Origin of the sequence: Cytobacillus sp. IB215316 (genome assembly GCF_033963865.1) — a bacterium.
Taxonomy (GTDB): domain Bacteria; phylum Bacillota; class Bacilli; order Bacillales; family SM2101; genus Nanhaiella; species Nanhaiella sioensis.
In genome coordinates, this window is the sequence record NZ_JAXBMC010000001.1 from 782,158 (window position 1) to 799,020 (window position 16,863).

Annotated in this window: 15 protein-coding genes; 12 read left to right on the forward strand and 3 right to left on the reverse strand. The window is 34.2% G+C overall.

Annotated features, from left to right (window positions below; all coding sequences use genetic code 11):
- Nucleotides 1-15: 15 nt before the first annotated feature.
- From cbpB to SLH48_RS03810, 11 genes are all read left to right on the forward strand, one after another.
- Nucleotides 16-459 carry a cyclic-di-AMP-binding protein CbpB gene (gene cbpB / locus SLH48_RS03760; protein WP_214480018.1) on the forward strand — a complete coding sequence of 148 codons (444 nt, stop codon included), beginning with the start codon at nt 16-18 and terminating at the stop codon, nt 457-459.
- A gap of 61 nt (nt 460-520) precedes the next feature.
- The gene (locus tag SLH48_RS03765; RefSeq protein ID WP_320257063.1) at nt 521-1,387 is read left to right on the forward strand and encodes a LysR family transcriptional regulator; all 867 of its coding nucleotides are present in this window, start codon (nt 521-523) and stop codon (nt 1,385-1,387) included.
- Nucleotides 1,388-1,484: 97 nt separating this feature from the next.
- A complete protein-coding gene (dapD, locus tag SLH48_RS03770; protein ID WP_320257064.1) occupies nt 1,485-2,195 on the forward strand; it encodes a 2,3,4,5-tetrahydropyridine-2,6-dicarboxylate N-acetyltransferase in 711 nt (236 codons plus the stop codon).
- Nucleotides 2,196-2,415: 220 nt separating this feature from the next.
- On the forward strand, nt 2,416-3,558 hold the full coding sequence (locus SLH48_RS03775) for an N-acetyldiaminopimelate deacetylase (RefSeq protein ID WP_413785388.1): 1,143 nt from the start codon (nt 2,416-2,418) through the stop codon (nt 3,556-3,558).
- Between the two features lie 78 nt (nt 3,559-3,636).
- Complete coding sequence (locus SLH48_RS03780) at nt 3,637-3,879, forward strand: YkuS family protein (protein WP_214480014.1); 243 nt, start codon at nt 3,637-3,639, stop codon at nt 3,877-3,879.
- 337 nt (nt 3,880-4,216) lie between these two features.
- Entirely contained in the window at nt 4,217-4,759 is a 543-nt protein-coding gene (locus tag SLH48_RS03785) for a peroxiredoxin (RefSeq protein ID WP_214480013.1), read from the forward strand.
- Nucleotides 4,760-5,086: 327 nt separating this feature from the next.
- Complete coding sequence (locus tag SLH48_RS03790; RefSeq protein WP_214480012.1) at nt 5,087-5,542, forward strand: TlpA family protein disulfide reductase; 456 nt, start codon at nt 5,087-5,089, stop codon at nt 5,540-5,542.
- 200 nt (nt 5,543-5,742) lie between these two features.
- Nucleotides 5,743-7,497 (forward strand): ABC transporter ATP-binding protein, encoded by a 1,755-nt coding sequence (locus SLH48_RS03795; RefSeq protein WP_320257066.1) that lies wholly within the window; start codon nt 5,743-5,745, stop codon nt 7,495-7,497.
- 12 nt (nt 7,498-7,509) lie between these two features.
- Nucleotides 7,510-9,330: an ABC transporter ATP-binding protein gene (locus tag SLH48_RS03800; protein ID WP_214480010.1), complete on the forward strand. Its 1,821-nt coding sequence runs from the start codon at nt 7,510-7,512 to the stop codon at nt 9,328-9,330.
- A 470-nt stretch (nt 9,331-9,800) separates the two neighbouring features.
- The gene (locus tag SLH48_RS03805) at nt 9,801-11,291 is read left to right on the forward strand and encodes a S8 family peptidase (protein WP_320257067.1); all 1,491 of its coding nucleotides are present in this window, start codon (nt 9,801-9,803) and stop codon (nt 11,289-11,291) included.
- A 302-nt stretch (nt 11,292-11,593) separates the two neighbouring features.
- A complete protein-coding gene (locus SLH48_RS03810; protein ID WP_320257068.1) occupies nt 11,594-12,250 on the forward strand; it encodes a TrkA family potassium uptake protein in 657 nt (218 codons plus the stop codon).
- A gap of 85 nt (nt 12,251-12,335) precedes the next feature.
- On the opposite strand, the gene rnjA is transcribed toward SLH48_RS03810, so the two are convergent.
- The 3 genes from rnjA to def form a co-directional block, all read right to left on the reverse strand.
- A complete protein-coding gene (rnjA, locus tag SLH48_RS03815) occupies nt 12,336-14,003 on the reverse strand; it encodes a ribonuclease J1 (protein WP_214480007.1) in 1,668 nt (555 codons plus the stop codon).
- A gap of 6 nt (nt 14,004-14,009) precedes the next feature.
- Nucleotides 14,010-14,219 (reverse strand): DNA-dependent RNA polymerase subunit epsilon, encoded by a 210-nt coding sequence (locus SLH48_RS03820; protein ID WP_214480006.1) that lies wholly within the window; start codon nt 14,217-14,219, stop codon nt 14,010-14,012.
- 760 nt (nt 14,220-14,979) lie between these two features.
- Nucleotides 14,980-15,534: a peptide deformylase gene (def, locus tag SLH48_RS03825; RefSeq protein WP_214480005.1), complete on the reverse strand. Its 555-nt coding sequence runs from the start codon at nt 15,532-15,534 to the stop codon at nt 14,980-14,982.
- A 521-nt stretch (nt 15,535-16,055) separates the two neighbouring features.
- Between def and SLH48_RS03830 the strand changes: the two genes are divergently transcribed.
- Entirely contained in the window at nt 16,056-16,742 is a 687-nt protein-coding gene (locus SLH48_RS03830) for a YkyA family protein (RefSeq protein WP_214480004.1), read from the forward strand.
- Nucleotides 16,743-16,863: the final 121 nt, after the last annotated feature.

Here is a 16,863-nt window from a genome sequence, read left to right on the forward strand (position 1 = left end):
AGGGGAAGATCAGCAATGATAAGCTTACACAGTAGTGAATTCTTAGAAACAAACATTAAGGATTTACTTATTCCAGCTGATAAAGTGGCCCATGTACAAATAGGGAATAGTTTAGAGCATGCCTTGTTAGTATTAACAAAGTCTGGATATACAGCAGTACCTGTATTGGACCCAATGTATCGTTTACATGGCTTAATAAGTTCTACGATGATATTTGATGCTATTTTAGGCTTAGAAAGAATTGAATTTGAGCAACTTGAAAATATGAAAGTTGAAGACGTCATGAATAGTGATATTCCAAGATTATATGTAAGTGATTCCTTAACTAAAGGTTTAAATTTGGTCGTTAATCACCCGTTTGTGTGCGTACAAAATGATGATGAGACGTTGGAAGGAATATTTACCCGAAGAGCTATTTTAAAACAATTAAATCGCCACGTTCACAAATTAAATAAATAGCATTGTTCGCTGATATTTCATCTATTGAAGCGATAAGAAAAACTGAGTTAGAGGTATGAACATGCAATTTTCAGAGTTTCAATTATTAGTTGTGTTAGCTCAAGAATTAAATATGCGTAAAGCTTCAGAAAAGTTATTTGTATCTCAACCTGCGCTGTCACAAAGGCTTCATTCTATAGAAAAAACATGGGATACTCAAATCTTTCTTCGTTCCCAAAAAGGATTAACATTAACACCGGCTGGTGAAAAAATTGTAAACTATGCAATGGAAGTAGTGAGAAATGAAGAAAAGGTTCGAGAAGAGATCAACAAGTTAGACCAAGAAATACACGGAACTTTAAAAATAGCAGTTGCAACGATTATCGGACAGCACTGGTTACCGAGTGTGTTAAAAAAGTTTGTCAATACTTATCCACATGCAAAAATATCGTTAATAACAGGGTGGAGTAGTGATATTTTAAAAAGCTTGTATGAGGATTCAGTGCATATTGGTATTATCCGAGGTAATCCAGAGTGGAAGGGTGTAAAAAAGCATCTACTGTCGGATACTTTATATTTAGTTGATACAGAAATTAATAAAATTGAACAAGTTTTAGAAACTGAAAGGCCTTTTATCCAATTTAAAAGTGACTCTACTTATTATCAAGAAATACAAAACTGGTGGCATCGTCAATTTCAGACAACTCCTAAAAGGACAATCGTTGTAGATCAAATTGAAACTTGTAAACAAATGGTTTTACATGGAATTGGCTATGCCATCCTGCCATCTGTTACTCTAGATGGGGATTCTAACATGTATCGAATTCCATTATTAGATGAAAATGACCGTCCAATTACTAGAGATACATGGTTACTTGGTTATGAATCTGCATTTCAGCTAAAACAAGTACAAGCATTTATTGATATAATAAAGAACTCAAAGCAGTAACTTTGTAGAGTTCTAAAACAGTTGTCACATATTCTTTTGTCTGTTAAAGTATAACAGAATAACTAATTAAACAAGTAAAGTTGTGGAGGTATAAGCTATGAAAATGATGGATGCTAACGAGATCATATCTTTTATTTCAAATAGTAAAAAATCAACCCCTGTAAAAGTATACATAAAAGGTGAGTTGGAAGGTCTTGAGTTTGGTGCTAATTCTCAAACATTTATAACTGGAGATACAGGAGTAGTTTTTGGAGAATGGGAAGACATTCAATCTGCTCTAGAGAGTAATACAGAAAAGATCTCTGATTATGTAATTGAAAATGACCGTAGAAACTCTGCTATTCCAATGCTAAACCTTAAAAATATAAAAGCACGAGTTGAACCAGGTGCGATTATTAGAGACCAAGTGGAAATAGGAGACAATGCTGTAATTATGATGGGAGCTTCTATTAATATTGGTGCAGTTATAGGTGAGGGAACGATGATCGATATGAATGCTGTTCTAGGAGGACGAGCAACAGTAGGGAAAAACTGTCATATCGGAGCAGGTGCAGTACTTGCTGGTGTGATTGAACCACCTTCAGCAAAACCGGTTGTAATTGAAGATGGTGTTGTCATCGGAGCAAATGCGGTCGTTCTTGAAGGAGTTACTGTTGGACAAGGAGCAGTAGTAGCCGCTGGAGCTATTGTTATTGATGATGTGCGTCCAAATACGGTAGTAGCAGGCACCCCAGCTCGTGTAATAAAAGAGATTGACGACAAAACAAAATCAAAAACTGAAATTATGCAAGAGTTAAGAAAACTGTAAATGTGATAACAGAAAGGCCTTTTTCGTATCTTTTTTGCCGTATTCTCAAAGAATTCACAGCATGAAGAGTTTTGTAAGAACTCAAAAATGTTAAAAGTAGAAAAGACGCCGCTGTATACGTACTTAATCTAAGTACGAAAAGAAACAATCATAAAAATAATGCTAAGCGTGGACAAATAAGTCCACGCTTATGTTTTAAGGAGGTATAAATTTGAGTGAAATGGACCGTTTTATAAAAATCCGCAGAGATTTACATCAAATTCCTGAATTGGGATATAAAGAAAATAAAACCCAACAATACTTAATTAACTACTTATCTACTCTAAATGCTGAACGCTTTGTTATGAAGAAATGGAAAACTGGTTTATTCGTTAAAGTTGCCGGAACTAATCCGCAACAAACGATAGGTTATCGGGCTGACATTGATGGGCTTCCTATTACTGAAGAAACTGGGTATGAATTTTCAAGTAAACATAAAGGCAATATGCATGCGTGTGGACATGATTTTCACATGAGTATTGCGTTAGGCGTGCTAACTCACATTGTAAATCACCCTATACGTGATGACGTTCTTTTTTTATTTCAGCCTGCTGAAGAAGGCCCTGGAGGAGCGTTAGAAATGCTTAATAGTGAGATAATGAAAGCGTGGAAGCCAGATGAAATATTTGCTCTACATATAGCGCCAGAGTATCCTGTTGGAACGATTGCAACAAAAGAAGGGTTGCTTTTTGCTAATACGTCAGAATTATTTATTAATTTGAAGGGGAAAGGTGGCCATGCTGCTTATCCGCATCTTACAAATGACATGGTTGTAGCAGCTTGTGCACTTGTTTCTCAATTACAATCTATCGTTTCGAGAAATGTCAATCCACTTGATAGTGCCGTTGTTACTATTGGCAAAATTACCGGAGGAACAGTACAAAATATTATTGCAGAAAATGCAAGGTTAGAAGGAACGATTAGAACTTTGTCTGAAGAAGCAATGAACGATGTAAAGGGTCGAATAACATCTATCTTGAATGGGATTGAAATAGGGTATCAATGTGAAGTAGAAATCGACTTTGGATCGAACTATTACCAAGTGAATAACCATAGCGATAAAACTCGTGAGTTCATGCAATTTGTTAACGACCAGACAGACGTAAAGATGATTGAATGCACCGAGGCTATGACAGGTGAAGATTTTGGTTATTTAATTAAGGATATTCCTGGCTTCATGTTTTGGTTAGGAGTCGACTCTCCCTATGGCTTACATCACGCAAAGCTCATGCCAAACGAACAAGCCATACCAGTAGCCATAAACTTAATCACACAATATATTAACTACAAGCAGGGTTTGACCCCCACTATATTACCGAGTTAAGTGGTAGGGGGTTAGACCCTTTTATAATGAATATTTTATTGGATGTTAGCCAAATTAAATGTGAGGAGGTGGTTTTTGATGGCAAAAGTAGGAGTTGAGCAATCGTTAACCCAAGTACAACAGGCACTTGAAGAGAAGGGACATCAAGTAGTTCAGTTACAACAGGAAAGTGACGCTCAAGGATGTGATTGTTGTGTTGTAACTGGGCAAGACTCCAACTTTATGGGAATGAATAATGTAGCAACAGCTGGCCCGGTTATCGAAGCGAGTGGGCTATCTGCAAATGAAGTGTGTCAGAAGGTGGAAGATAAATTAGGCTAAGGTGATTAAAGAAATAAAAAGAGGACTAGGAAATCAAACTATTCCTAGTTTTCTTTGTATGGAATAAAGACCATTTATGTTAGAAAAAACAACTCATTTGTCATGATAGTACTATTATCGGGGCGTAATATTTTTCATCCGTTAGTTTGTTTGATAAACTATTATGTGTAGAAAATAAATGATGCACCAAAAAATATAATAACTATCTATTTAAATTAATTATAATTTAATATTGACTAAAAACACATTGTATATTATAATTTTTTTTGTTAAGATATTCATTAGTGAGAATTCAACATATTAATTCTCAATTACAATAATATTGGAGGTAATACATATGGCAGAACGTCTAGTAGGTAAACAAGCACCACGTTTTGAAATGGACGCGGTTTTAACAAATGGAGAATTTGGTAAAGTAAGTTTAGAGGAAAACATGAAAAATGATAAATGGACTGTGCTTTTCTTCTACCCAATGGATTTTACTTTCGTATGTCCAACTGAAATTACTGCTATTTCAGATCGTTATGAGGAACTTGAAGATCTAGATGCTGAAGTAATTGGTGTTTCAACTGATTCAATTCATTCACATAAGGCTTGGATTAATACACCAAGAGACAGCAACGGCTTAGGACAATTAAACTATCCATTAGCTGCAGATTTAAATCACGCTGTATCAAGAGATTATGGTGTTTTAATTGAAGAAGAAGGAATTGCTCTTCGTGGATTATTTATTATTAGCCCTGAAGGGGAATTAATGTACCAAGTAGTACACCATAATAATATTGGACGTGAGGTTGAAGAGGTACTTCGTGTACTACAAGCTCTTCAAACTGGAGGTCTTTGTCCAGCTAACTGGAAACCAGGTCAAAAGACACTTTAATTCACTAAGTATTAACAACACTTTAAATGCAAATAGACATGTGCTTACAACTGCAACATATAGAAGAAAGGGTCTAACGAATATGTTAGACCCTTCCTTAGCATCATCGTTGTAATTATATTAATATAGGCTGTTCAAAAAGTCTGGATGAAGGATGTAATATTTCACGGTAAGTGACATTTTGAATAGTACTTCCTGAACTTGGTACTCGTAAATATTAATTTGTAGTATGTGAGACTACAAGTTACTCGGAGAAATCAAAACACTTATCTCAGCACTACGCCTTTTATCTTCCTTTTTGAACATGCTCTTATAGGAGTGAATTTAATGAAATTAAGAGAACAAATGCCAGAGTTAACTGGAGCAACAACTTGGCTAAATGGTGAAGTAACAAAAGAGCAACTTGTAGGTGATAAGCCAACGTTAATTCATTATTGGTCAGTTAGTTGTGGGTTATGTAAAGAAGCGATGCCTCAAATAAATGAATTCCGTGACGAATACAAAGATAAATTGAATGTTGTAGCAGTCCATATGCCACGATCAGAAAAGGATTTAGATATTGAGAAGGTAAAAGAAGTTGCTCAAGAACATGATATATCGCAGCCCCTTTTCGTAGATAACGATCATAAGTTAACGGATGCATTTGAAAATCAATATGTTCCAGCATATTATGTGTTTGATAAAGAAGGAAAATTGAGACATTTTCAAGCAGGTGGAAGTGGTATGAAAATGTTGACAAAGCGTGTAAATCGTGTTTTAGAAGAGTCGGAAAAAGCTGAATAATAATAACCATGTAAGAAGCCCAAAGTGAAGTATATTTTGGGCTTTTTGTTTTGAATAACTTCCAGTTTTATTAATTGGTTTTATTGTCATTATTGGGAATAGAATTTTAAAAATAGAAAATAGTAGAAAAATATGATGAAACACGGTATATTTATTTATACGTCTAAAAAAACAACAATAGTTAGTTAGGAGGTCATAAGATGGAAACTTTTCGTAAACTTAAAAGCTTTTACTGGCCATACAAACATCTGTTCTTATGGTCATTATTTTTTTCATTGTTTGTAACGGGAATTATTGTAGTGTATCCAATCATTTTACAATATACAATTGATGAAGTTTTTATTGGTGGTAAACACTCAGCTGTTCCGTATTTGGCTTTAGGCTTTGTTGGAATTATGATTATAAAAGGTATTGCAACTTTTTTTCAACAGTACTTAGGTGATATGTTTGGCATAAAATCTGTGTATCATCTTCGAAATACACTGTATGAAAAACTGCAATATTTGCCTTTTCGTTATTACGACAACGCCAAAACAGGAGATTTAATGTCAAGATTAACTGCAGATGTTGAAGGTTTTAGATTTTTCTTATCATTCGGTATTTCAGAATTTATTCGTCTCATACTTTTAATTACAGTAAGCTTATCTGTTATGTTTTATTATTCTATAGAACTAGCAATGATAACGATTGCTGCTTTACCGTTTTTAGCAATTGTGGTTTATAAGTTTGATAAGCAAGTTCATCCAGCCTTTAGAGGAATCCGTAAATCATTTGGCCGCCTAAATACTAAAGTGCAAGAAAATATTAGTGGAATTAATACAGTGAAATCCTTGTCTAGAGAAGGATTTGAAATATCAAAATTTAATACAACGAATGATGATTATAAGGATAAATATTTGCATACAGCCAATGTATGGGCTAAATTTTTTCCTTTAATGGAGTTTATAGGTAATCTATGTGTAGTAGCGTTATTAGCATATGGTGGGAACTTGGTTATTAATGGAGAGCTAAACCCTGGAGAATTAGTAGCTTTTTTCAGCCTTGTTTGGTACATTATTTGGCCGATAGCAAACTTAGGGTTTGTAATTAATTTATTTTCACAGTCAAAAGCCTCTGGTGAAAGACTGTTGGAAGTTCTTGAGGCAGAAGAAGAAATTAAAAATGCTGAAACACCTATTACTACAGCAAAGCTTGAAGGTAATATAGAGTTTGAGCAAGTTACATTAGAGTATAGTGATGAGGATACAGCTGCAATAAAGAATATTTCTTTTCATGCAGAAAAAGGGAGAGTTATTGGTCTCATTGGGTCAACTGGTTCAGGAAAGACGAGTGTTACGCAATTATTAACAAGATTTTACGACCCTGCAGCTGGTTTTGTTAAAATCGATGGTAGGGATGTAAAAGATTACGCTCTCCATATTTTGAGAAAAAACATTGGTGTTGTATTACAAGAATCATTTTTATTCTCATCTACAATAAAAGCGAATATTGCCTATGGAAAGCCTGAGGCGACCATGGATGAAATCATTGATGCTGCGAAACGTGCGAATGCACATGAGTTTATAATGGATCTGCCTGATGGATATGATACGTTGTTAGGTGAAAGAGGTATGGGCTTGTCTGGTGGTCAAAAGCAGCGTATTGCCATTGCTCGAGCAATTTGTATTAATCCTAGTATTCTCATTTTAGATGATGCGACAAGTGCTGTTGATATGGAAACTGAATTTAAAATTCAGCATGCACTTCAGGAAGTAATGAAGGACAGAACTACGATTATTATCGCTCATCGTATTTCTTCATTAAAACATGCAGATGAAATATTAGTATTGGAAGAAGGTAGAATTGTAGAACGAGGACTTCATAATGAGCTATTGAAGAACAATGGGATGTATAAAAGGATATACGATATTCAATACAAAGATCAAAAACGTATTCTTGCTACTCAGATCGGATAAGGTGGGGTGAACATGAAAAAAGAAAAACTGAATGAGTTAGTAAAAGAGAGATTTCACTATTCCACAGATCAAGCTATCGATAAACCATTCAATTGGAATCAAATGGTTCGATTGCTTAGTTACATGAAACCATATGTTAAATCATATTTACCGTTAGCGATCCTGACAGTTATTATAACTACAGCTGTACGTCTCATTATTCCGATCTTAATAGGAATCTACACGCTAGACCAAGCAGTGAAATATAAGGATACAGACTTATTAATTAAACTGGTTATCATTATCGCTGTTTTATATACGGTCTCGTATGTAGCAAATATGTTGCGTATTCGCTGGATGAATTTACTTGGTCAAAATATTATTTATGATCTACGTAAACATCTATTTACCCATGTTCAAAGGTTGTCACACAAGTTTTTTGATCAACGATCAGCGGGTTCAATATTAGTTAGAATCATGAACGATATTAATTCATTACAGGAATTGTTTACAAATGGTGTCATTAATTTATTAATGGACTTAATTATTTTAGTAGGTATTGTTGTTATTTTATTCTCAAATAGTCCATCATTAACGATTGCCATCATGGTCATTTTACCAATTATGTTTATCATATCGACAAGCTTACGTAAAAATATACGACGTTCATGGCAAAATGTGAGGATGAAGCAGTCGAAAATGAATTCACACTTAAATGAAAGTATTCAAGGGATTCGTGTGACGCAGGCATATACACAAGAGCCTGAAAATATTACTTTTTTTGATGGTATAAACACTGAGTCCTATCTTTCATGGAAAGATGCAACAAAAAAGAACGCTCTTTTTAGACCATTTGTTGAAATGTCTAATGCGATTGGTACAGCGATCTTAATTTGGTATGGATCAATTTTAATAACGGGTCAAAGCTTGAGCGTCGGGGAGTTTGTCATGTTCGCCTTTTACTTAGGTATGTTTTGGGAACCTATTTCAAGATTAGGCCAAGTTTACAATCAATTATTAATGGGTATGGCATCTAGTGAAAGGATTTTTGAATTTTTAGATGAGAAGCCACTCGTTTCAAACAAAATAGATGCAAATCCACTGCCAAATATGAAAGGTGATATTGATTTTCGTGATGTGACTTTTTCATATGACGACAAGAGAACAGCACTTGACAAAGTTTCATTATCAATTAAACAAGGTCAAACTGTTGCCCTAGTTGGGCATACTGGGTCAGGTAAAACTACGATTGCAAATTTAATAGGTAGAAACTATGATGCTACAAGTGGAGAAGTAATAATAGATGGTTATAACATAAAAGATCTGTTATTGGACAGTGTTAGATCACAAATTAGTGTAGTTCTACAAGATACATTTATATTTTCAGGTTCAATTATGGATAATATTCGTTTTGGAAGACCTGATGCAACAGAAGATGAGATTATTGAAGCAGCAAAAGCCGTTGGTGCACATGATTTTATTGAAAAACTAGCTAACGGCTACGAGACAGAAGTAGAGGAAAGAGGCAATGTCTTATCTGTCGGAGAGAGACAACTATTATCTTTTGCAAGAGCATTGCTTGCTGACCCAAAAATATTAATACTTGACGAAGCAACAGCAAGTATAGATACAGAAACAGAAGTGAAAATCCAACAGGCGCTAAAAGAACTATTACATGGTCGAACTGCAATCATTATAGCCCATAGATTATCCACGATTAGAGATGCTGATCATATTTTTGTCCTTGAACAAGGTAAAATTATTGAAGATGGAACACATGAACAGTTGATGGAACATCATGGAGAGTACTATAAGTTGGTTGAAGCACAATTTAAAATGCTTGAAGTAGGATAGTAACAAACCACCTAAAAGGTGGTTTGTTTTTTTGTAAGTTCTTTTCTTCCTTGTATTTATTACTATCAAGATTTTAGTAAATGAAATGTATTATATGATTTTATAGTCTCTAAAGAAGAAAAGATACCCCGAGCGTTATTAAGATTCGTCTGTTGTTGGTATTACGAAAAGCAATAATTGATACGAAAACAAGCATTAGTAAGGTTCTTTTCGAGACTTTGTATTTATTACTATCAAGATTTTAGTAACCGAAATGTATTATATGATTTTATAGTCTCTTAAGAAGAAAAGAAGCCCTGAGCGTTATTGACAATATTTATAGTCAATTCTTACATAGCGTATATGAGAAGAGACATCTAGTATCTTTTGCCTATATTGCGAATGGCATTATATAGTCGATAAGTAGCAAGGATTCTGTCGAAAATTATAGAATATTTATAATTGTACAAAAAATAAAGGGAGGAAAAAAGATGAAAAAATTTATAAGTTTGTTATTTACAGCATTACTAATAGTAGGTGTGACGCTACCTACGTCTGCTTCAACGAAATCAGAAGAAAGCATCTCTTATACGATTGTTTTTAAGAAAGAACAACTACCAGATGATGTCTCTTCAATCGTTGAGGAGCTAGGTGGTACAATAGTTAAATCCATACCGGAGATTGGTGTCATTCAGGTCAAAGCTCCTACAGATTTTGCTAAGGAAGCAATAAAACACGCTGACATCTCAGCTGCAAATCCTTCGTTAGTCGTAAATGCACCTGATTTACATTCAATCGATATAGAAGATACATCAATTGATGTAAATAATGCTTCCTTATATGATTTACAATGGGACATAAAAAGGGTGACAAACGATGGTGCTAGCTATGATATTAACACTGGAAATCATGATGTTGTCGTAGGTATTATAGACTCTGGGATAGATGTCAATCATCCTGATGTTATAGAGAACTTGTTGCCAGGTTCTAAAAACTTTGTACCTGCTGGAGGATTCACTGGTGTAGATAAGTCCGAAACGGGTGATTTATACGATATTCAAGACCGTAACGGACATGGTACGCACGTTGCTGGAACAATCGCTGGAAACGGCGAAATTTTAGGTGTTGCTCCGAATGTAGGCTTCCGTTCATATCGTGTATTCGCAGCTGAAGGCGGAGCTCATGACGCTTGGATTGTAGAAGCAATTATTGCCGCTGCCAATGATGGTGTTGATGTAATTAACATGAGCTTAGGGGGGATCATGGCTAAAGGGCAAGTGTACTTCACTGATCCTGAAACTGGTGAGAGAACAAAACTAGGTGATGATGTTGCTGAATTTGTAGCATATTCTAGGGCGATGAAATATGCAGAGAAAAAAGGAGCTTTAGTTGTGACCTCTGCAGGAAATGATGGTATAAATGCATCAAATCATAAAGAAGTTACAGAACTCGCAAATATAAAATATGGTCCAGATGGGTATGAATATATAGGTGCTAGCTTTTATGCTCCAGCGAGTATTCCAAACGTAGTGTCGGTATCAGCAACAGGTCCTTTTGATGAATTAGCTCTTTACTCTAATTACGGAAATGGGTTTGTTGATGTTGCAGCACCTGGTGGAAATTATGAATTGTATATGGAATATTTAAATGCAGGAATCTTTGACGAATATATCGCTAATCGTTTATTTGAGGGCGAGTTTAATCTTAGTTCAGTACCGGATGTATCTTATGAATACGATGCCGATGGTGTAATTGTTGACTATAGTTATAACGGCCCTTCATACTCTTGGCAAGTAGGTACATCCATGGCTGCTCCAAAAGTATCAGCAGTAGCGGCACTTATTTATGCCACAAACGATGATATTACACCGAAGAAGGTAAAACTACACTTACAAAAATCAGCTGAAGATTTAGGTAAAAATGGGCATGATGAATCTTATGGACAAGGTTTAGTTAATGCTTACTATGCCTTAATGAGATAAGTACGTTAGTTAACTAAGTGAAAATGGTTAGATAAGTAATACATGCTGAGATAAGCTTGATTGCTTATCTTTTTTTTGTTTTGGCTCATTTCGTAAACTTTGTTGTTTTTCACTTTTATTTGAGTAGCAAATATGTATAATATGATTGTTATGGTCTATAGAGAAAAAAAGAGGCCTAGAACGTTAGCTATATAAGTGCACTTATATCTAAGAACGAAAAGCATCAATCAATGCGAAAACAGCCTATATTTTATGGTAAAATCAATTTGAACCATTTTCTTCACTATATTGGAGGAGTTAACGTGAAAAAAGAATTTGCAGTAATTGGACTAGGAAGATTCGGAGGAAGTATTTGTAAATCTTTAAGTGAACAAGGTATGGAAGTATTAGCTTTTGATATTGATGAAGATAAAGTAAATGAGTATGCTAATATCGCTTCCCATGCAGTAATAGGAGACTCTACAGATGAGTCAATATTAAAAAATTTAGGGATTAGAAATTTTGATCATGTTATTATCGCAATTGGTGATAACATTCAAGCTAGCATTTTAACTACACTCATTTTAAAGGAGCTCGGAGTTGAAAATATAACAGTCAAAGCACAGAATGATTATCATGAGAAAGTACTTTCTAAAATAGGTGCTGATCAAATCGTCCATCCCGAACGAGATATGGGAAGAAGAATAGCGCATAATATTATTTCAAATAACGTATTAGACTACTTAGAATTATCAGATGAGCATAGCATTGTCGAAATTGTTGCAAGTGAAAACATTGATGGTAATTCATTAATTGATTTAGACATACGGGCTCAATATGGAATAAACATTGTTGCAATTAAACGAGGTAAGGAGATCATTGTTTCACCTCAAGCAACAGAAAACATACATGAAGGGGATATTTTAATTGTTATCGGGGCAGATACAGATATCAATAGATTTGAAAAACATGTGATATAAGAAAGAAAAAGGGCTAACCTCGCTGTTATGTATTTTCTATTTATAGAAAATACATTTAACAAGCGGAAAGCCCTTTTTGCTTAAGTTATACTTCCATGATGATTGGTAAAATCATTGGACGGCGTTTTGTCTTTTCATATAAAAATGGTGATAAAGTATCTGTAATTTCATTTTTAATTTCAGACCATTGACTTGTGCGACGTTCCATGACTTTATTTAAATGCTTTGTTATTAAATTCTGAGCATCATTTATTAAGTCTCCAGATTCTCTCATATAAACGAAACCTCTAGATATAATGTCAGGTCCAGCTGCAATTTTAAAGTCTTTCATGTTAATGCTAACTACAACAATAACCAGCCCTTCTTCTGATAAGATACGACGATCGCGCAAAACGATATTACCAATATCCCCTATACCATTACCGTCAATATAAACTGATCCGGAAGGGATTTTTCCTGCAACAGATGCTTCCTTTTTGCTTAAAGCAAGCACTTCTCCATTGTCCATAATAAAACAATCTTCTTCCTCTACACCACAATCAATAGCAAGCTTGGTGTGCATTTTTTGCATGCGATATTCACCATGAATCGGCATAAAGTACTTAGGCTTAATTAATCGTAGCATTAGTTTTTGTTCTTCTTGTCCACCATGCCCAGAAGTATGAATGTCATTTAATTGACCATGAATAACTTCAGCGCCTGCTCTTGAGAGTCTATCTATTGTACGGCTAACGCTAATTGTATTTCCAGGAATAGGTGAAGATGAAAATACAACTGTATCACCAGGGATAATTTGAATTTGTCTATGTGTGCCATTTGCAATCCTGGATAAAGCTGCCATTGGTTCCCCTTGACTACCTGTACATAGAATTGTAGTTTGATTAGCTGGCAGTCTGTTGAGTTGAGCCGTATCTATAAATGTATCTTTCGGACATTGAATGTATCCAAGCTCTTGGCCTATTTCGATAGCACCTTCCATGCTCCTCCCAAATACAGCGATTTTACGATTATTAGCAACCGCTGCTTCAGTAACTTGCTGCAATCGATGAATATTTGATGCAAAAGTTGCAAAGATAATTCGACCATCAACTTTCCTGAAAATATCGTGAATGCTATCACCTACACGCCTTTCAGACATAGTGAAATCAGGATTTTCACTGTTTGTGCTATCCGAAAGTAAGCATAACACTCCCTCTTTCCCTATTTCTGCCATCTTTGTTAAGTTTGCTGGCTCTCCAACAGGAGTAAAGTCGAATTTGAAGTCACCGGTATGTACAATTTGTCCTGCAGGAGTTTTTACAACAATACCATAAGAATCAGGGATACTATGAGTAGTCCTGAAAAATGTAATTGCTGTTTTTCTAAATTTTATAATATCGTCTTCTTTAATTTCATGAAAAGTTGTTCTTCGTAATAGTCCATGCTCTTCTAATTTATTTCTAATAAGGCCTAATGCTAATTTACCACCGTATATAGGAATATTAAGCTCACGTAATAAATACGGAATTCCTCCTATGTGATCTTCGTGTCCATGTGTTATAAATAAACCTTTTATTTTATTAGCATTTTTGACTAAATAGCTATAATCTGGTATTACGTAGTCGATACCTAAAAGTTCATCTTCAGGAAATTTAATTCCAGCATCAATTAAGATTATTTCATCTTGATATTGAACACCATACGTGTTCTTTCCGATTTCACCTAATCCGCCTAGAGCGAAAACCGCTACTTGATCATTTTTTACAAATTTCATTAGTTATCAATTCTCCAATACTTTAAAATCTTCATTTCTTTGTTCGAATTCTAAATATTCACCACTTACTAGCTGAACAAACTCAATATTTAGATTTCGATCTTTTAATTTTTCTCTTACATCCTGTTCTGAATCAGCGTTTATGTACACAGTTTGCGTCTTTTCTCTCACTGGTACTTCAAGTACATCTTCCTGAAAATAAACTTTAAAAATCATTCCTATCTCTCTCCTTAACCTCCGAAATTACAATTCACTTGTTTTATTATAAATAAAATAACATATATTTCATTTTTTTGCTGAAGTATATGAAAGTATATATTTATAGTAGTTACATTCACTTATTTTACAATAAAATGGTCCATGGTGCTAATTAAATAATGAGCCCTTCAGTAGAAGGGCATAAATGCATTTATATTATTATGCAATAGATTTTTTTCCAACAAGATCCCGCCACTGTTTCAACAATTTTTTTCTGAGTTTTTTTAGCATAGCTATGTCAACTCCTTATATATTTATTGTAAACGAACTTTAGTAATTGTTAAAGGGTATTTACAATCTTTATTACTAGTATATGTGTTCAAGATTAAAGTTCTCATGGGTAAAAATGGAACAAAAATTTTGATCTATACACGGTAAAGATTTTTTTCAGCAGTGATATAAACGATCGGTGAGTCAAACAATAATATTTTTTTAAAAAAATAGGTGGATTATATAATAGTTATACATAACTAAATTTCTTCTATTATTAAAATTGAAAAGTCCCAGATGTTTAGAAATGAAGTGATATTTGTAATTCAAGAGTGGGGGAGGTCTGGTATGGTATGGTTATGATGAACAAAGATAAAGGATTATATTAGAACAGTAAGATATTCCGAAGCACTTTAAAACGAAAACGATCACAAGTAATACAAATGAAACAAGTAGGTGAGAATAGCAAAGGATCAGATCCAATTTAATTAGGGTCTGATCCTTTTAGTTATCTATCAAGAGGTGTGGCTTCTTCTAACAATGTAAACGGCTCTTTTTCATTGATATGGTCATAAAACATGATGCCGTTTAAATGGTCTATTTCGTGCTGGAAGACGATGGATGGAAGTCCTTTCAGGCGTATAGAAATATTTTCACCTTCTAATGTGGTTCCTTTTACTGTGATTCGAGCATATCGTGGAACGTACCCAGGAACTTCTCGGTCAACTGAAAGGCAGCCCTCACCTGTTGTTAAATACGTTTTTTCTACAGAATGACTAACAATCTTTGGATTGAATAATGCGTAGCTAAATAATGTGTCATTGGCGTCATGAACATGAATTGCAATCATTTTTTTAGATACATTTATTTGAGGTGCAGCTAAACCTATACCAGGTCGTAAGTCATATTTTTCTGCCAATTCTTCATCTTGACTCATCTGGACATATTCAATCATGCTTTGTAAAATATTTATATCTTCCTTTGATGGAGGCATTGCTACTTCTTCAGCGACTTTCCGAAGTGCAGGATGGCCTTCTCTAATAATGTCTTCCATTTTAATCAAGAATTTTCACTCCTATTTAAATCTTCTAGTTATTTTAGGCTGGTTTCGCATAGATTGTTGCTTTCTGTACTAAGATATAAACAATTAGTGCTCGAGGCAACTTTTCGACTTTTAGCATTTTAGGTTTCGGATAATTTTCATCTAATAGCCTTAATAATAATATTAGCAACAATGTTTAAGAAAAGAGCCCTATTTTATTATAGTCTATCAAATACATATGAAATTGTTAACAAAATCAATTATTATTTTGAACTATAAATATGCCTAGTAACAAATATGCACGTATTCGAGGTATCTATTCATGTTAATAGACTACTTTGAACAGATGTGCTCATGTTTATTTTCTTTGTTTATAAAAAACTTTTAAGAAAGCTCTATATATGTAAATTATTCAGTCATTTTCAAGTAGACAAGCTCATAAATATGTATTGTACTAATCGATCATTATTTTTCTTGTACATATTGTCAAATATCATAGATATCATTATAGTAGAAAGTGTTAGGTTGTGAGGGGGATTATTGTGTATAAACAACAGAAAATATTAGGGGTACTCAGTATGCTAGTGGCGTTACTGCTTGGAACAGCCGCTTGTAGTGGTACTAGTCCTGAAGAAAAAATTTACAATACTCTGGAAGAGGTCGTTTCGCTTGAAACTGATTTTGAAGAACAACAAGAGCCTTTGACGGGGTTAGAGCTAAAGGATAAAGAATTATTTGATCAAATTATATCATTAAGTATGGATGATTTTGATCAGATCGTAACCCTTTCTAACGAAGCTCTTAATGTTGTTGCGAAGAGAGAAGAACATCTGAAGAATGAATATGAGAGCATAGAAGCAGGGAAGAAGCATTTCGAAACAATTCTGTCAATTACTGATAGCATGAAGGATGAAGACTTAAAAAAATCAGCAACAGCTTTATTTGAGTTAATGAACGAACGTTATACTGTATATGAAGATCTTCACCAACGGTATGTTCAATCACTTTCATTAGATAAAGAACTATATGAAATGCTTCAAATTGAGGATTTACCATTAGAACAATTGGAATCTCATATCACGAAAATAAATGAAAGCTATACTAACGTCATGGATACAAATGAAAAATTTAATCAATTGACAAACGAGTTTAATGAATCAAAATTGTCTTTCTATAACAATGCAGGATTTGAGATTGAACATTCAGATGACTCTAATGTGAGTGAATAAAAGAATAAATTTAGCTACAAAAAGTGAGGATATAAATCCTCGCTTTTTTATTATGGGAAGATTTTTTTGTGAAAATTGCTACTTTTTTTGCGAAGAATAACAATATGATGCGTTGTACGAA

What these genes read in the sequence shown, in the direction of transcription:
- SLH48_RS03805 (WP_320257067.1), top strand. Translation starts at nt 9,801, where the DNA reads ATGAAAAAATTTATAAGTTTGTTATTTACAGCATTACTAATAGTAGGT.
- SLH48_RS03800 (WP_214480010.1), top strand. Translation starts at nt 7,510, where the DNA reads ATGAAAAAAGAAAAACTGAATGAGTTAGTAAAAGAGAGATTTCACTAT.
- SLH48_RS03790 (WP_214480012.1), top strand. Translation starts at nt 5,087, where the DNA reads ATGAAATTAAGAGAACAAATGCCAGAGTTAACTGGAGCAACAACTTGG.
- dapD (WP_320257064.1), top strand. Translation starts at nt 1,485, where the DNA reads ATGAAAATGATGGATGCTAACGAGATCATATCTTTTATTTCAAATAGT.
- cbpB (WP_214480018.1), top strand. Translation starts at nt 16, where the DNA reads ATGATAAGCTTACACAGTAGTGAATTCTTAGAAACAAACATTAAGGAT.
- SLH48_RS03795 (WP_320257066.1), top strand. Translation starts at nt 5,743, where the DNA reads ATGGAAACTTTTCGTAAACTTAAAAGCTTTTACTGGCCATACAAACAT.
- rnjA (WP_214480007.1), bottom strand. Translation starts at nt 14,003, where the DNA reads ATGAAATTTGTAAAAAATGATCAAGTAGCGGTTTTCGCTCTAGGCGGA.
- SLH48_RS03765 (WP_320257063.1), top strand. Translation starts at nt 521, where the DNA reads ATGCAATTTTCAGAGTTTCAATTATTAGTTGTGTTAGCTCAAGAATTA.
- SLH48_RS03820 (WP_214480006.1), bottom strand. Translation starts at nt 14,219, where the DNA reads ATGATTTTTAAAGTTTATTTTCAGGAAGATGTACTTGAAGTACCAGTG.
- SLH48_RS03780 (WP_214480014.1), top strand. Translation starts at nt 3,637, where the DNA reads ATGGCAAAAGTAGGAGTTGAGCAATCGTTAACCCAAGTACAACAGGCA.
- SLH48_RS03785 (WP_214480013.1), top strand. Translation starts at nt 4,217, where the DNA reads ATGGCAGAACGTCTAGTAGGTAAACAAGCACCACGTTTTGAAATGGAC.
- SLH48_RS03775 (WP_413785388.1), top strand. Translation starts at nt 2,416, where the DNA reads ATGGACCGTTTTATAAAAATCCGCAGAGATTTACATCAAATTCCTGAA.